Source organism: Mycobacterium sp. NGS62 (genome assembly GCF_059812285.1).
Genome location: NZ_JCALCK010000050.1, coordinates 1 through 1,625, shown reverse-complemented (window position 1 = coordinate 1,625; position 1,625 = coordinate 1). Strand labels below are relative to the sequence as shown.

1 protein-coding gene and 2 pseudogenes are annotated in these 1,625 nt (G+C 64.5%); 1 reads left to right on the top strand and 2 read right to left on the bottom strand.

Annotation, left to right across the window (positions count from 1 at the left end; translation table 11 throughout):
* Window positions 1-276 (bottom strand): annotated as a pseudogene (locus AC5Y49_RS24590) (IS3 family transposase); the annotation flags it as partial.
* On the bottom strand, window positions 273-581 hold the full coding sequence (locus AC5Y49_RS24585; RefSeq protein ID WP_499891986.1) for a transposase: 309 nt from the start codon (window positions 579-581) through the stop codon (window positions 273-275). The gene AC5Y49_RS24585 and the pseudogene AC5Y49_RS24590, both read right to left, overlap by 4 nt.
* 260 nt (window positions 582-841) lie before the next feature.
* On the opposite strand from AC5Y49_RS24585, the pseudogene AC5Y49_RS24580 reads away from it, so the two are divergent.
* Window positions 842-1,519: pseudogene (locus AC5Y49_RS24580) on the top strand (DDE-type integrase/transposase/recombinase); the annotation flags it as partial.
* Window positions 1,520-1,625: the final 106 nt, after the last annotated feature.

The following is a 1,625-nucleotide window of genomic DNA, read 5'->3' as shown; positions in this document are numbered from 1 at the left end:
GCCGAACACGCTCCACAACCGGTGGGTCGAGCAGATCCGCCACGCGGTGCGCTCAGCCATCGGCTCACCGGCCGCGCAGGCCTCCTCGACCAGGTAGCGGTAGCCGAACTCCGGATCGTCGCGATGGGCGTCGAACAACGCGTTCACCCGGTAGGCCTCGGTTATCTCGGCGGCGGTCACCGGGTTGGCCCGCCAGCGGTAGTAGGGCTGGCGGGCGAGCTTGAGTACCCGGCACGTCACCGCGACGGGGATCCCGTCGACGGCGAGCTCGCTCACGAGCGGGTAAAGCCTTTTCCCGGCAGATTGGACTGCGACAGATACGCCGCCGCCCGACGCAGCACCTCGTTCTCCTGCTCGAGCAGCTTGATCCGGCGTCGCGCTTCCCGCAGCTCAACAGAGTCGGCGCTGCTGGTTCCGGGCTTGGCGCCCTCATCGACATCAGCCTGACGCATCCACTTCCACAGGGTCATCGGGTGGACCCCGAAATCGGCGGCGATCTGCTCGATCGTCACACCGTCATCACGGCTGCGAGCAACACGGACGACGTCGTCACGGAACTCACGGGGATAAGGCCTGGGCACAATGACATCCTTCCAGCCACCCCAACGGGGCAAGCCAACTCAGGTGTCACCTATCCGTGCAGCAGACCCAGCCGGTGATGTCGACCTATGCCGATGTCCGTGGCCAAGTAGAAGTCCCCACTGGTGGCCAGCTGTAAGTCCCCGCTGATGGCCAGGTAGAAGTCCCCACTCCCTTGCACTTCGTGTCAATCCGGGGAGCTCGTGGCCTGGGCGGTGACGGTGATAGCGCCAACTGTCACCTCACCGCCCAGGGAGTTCCATTGAAGTCTGCGAGGGAGCGAATGAACATCATCTCGACGTATCGGGAAGTCGGTACTTACCGTGGGGCCGCGGATTTGTGCGGCACGACGCATAAGACGGTCAAGCGCGTTGTAGAACGCGCCGAGGCCGGCGGCGCGCCGCAGCGGGTAGCACGGCCGCGCAACTTTGATCAGGTCCGCGACCTGGTGGCTGAGCGGATCGCCAAATCAGCGGGCCGGATCTCGGCCAAGCGGCTGTTGCCCTTTGCCCGCGCGGCCGGCTACGAGGGCTCACCGCGGAACTTCCGCCGCCTGGTGGCTGAACAGAAAGCGTTGTGGCGCAGGGATCATCATCGTGGTCGGCGCCCGGCGGTGTGGTCACCGGGACAGTATTTGGTGATCGACTGGGCTGAGGCCGCGCCGGGGTTATTCCTGTTTTGCGCGGTGCTGGCGTTCTCGCGGTGGCGGTTTGTGCGCTTCGCCGCCGATCAGAAGGCCACCACCACGCTGGCCATGATCGCCGAGGCGCTGGCCGCGATCGGCGGTGTGCCGGCCAAAGTATTGGCCGATCGGATGGGCTGCCTGAAGGCCGGGGTTGTCGCCAACGTGGTTGTCCCTACGCCCGACTACGTCCGATTTGCCGCCCACTACGGTTTCGCGCCGGACTTCTGCCACGCCAATGATCCCCTCTTAACCGGCTAATAGCGATATCGGATCGGCTGCGACACGCCGTTTTCATGCGGTTCTTGACCGTAGTGGATTGAGATGAGATATCTACATCTCATGGCGAGGGAACTGTCGGTGA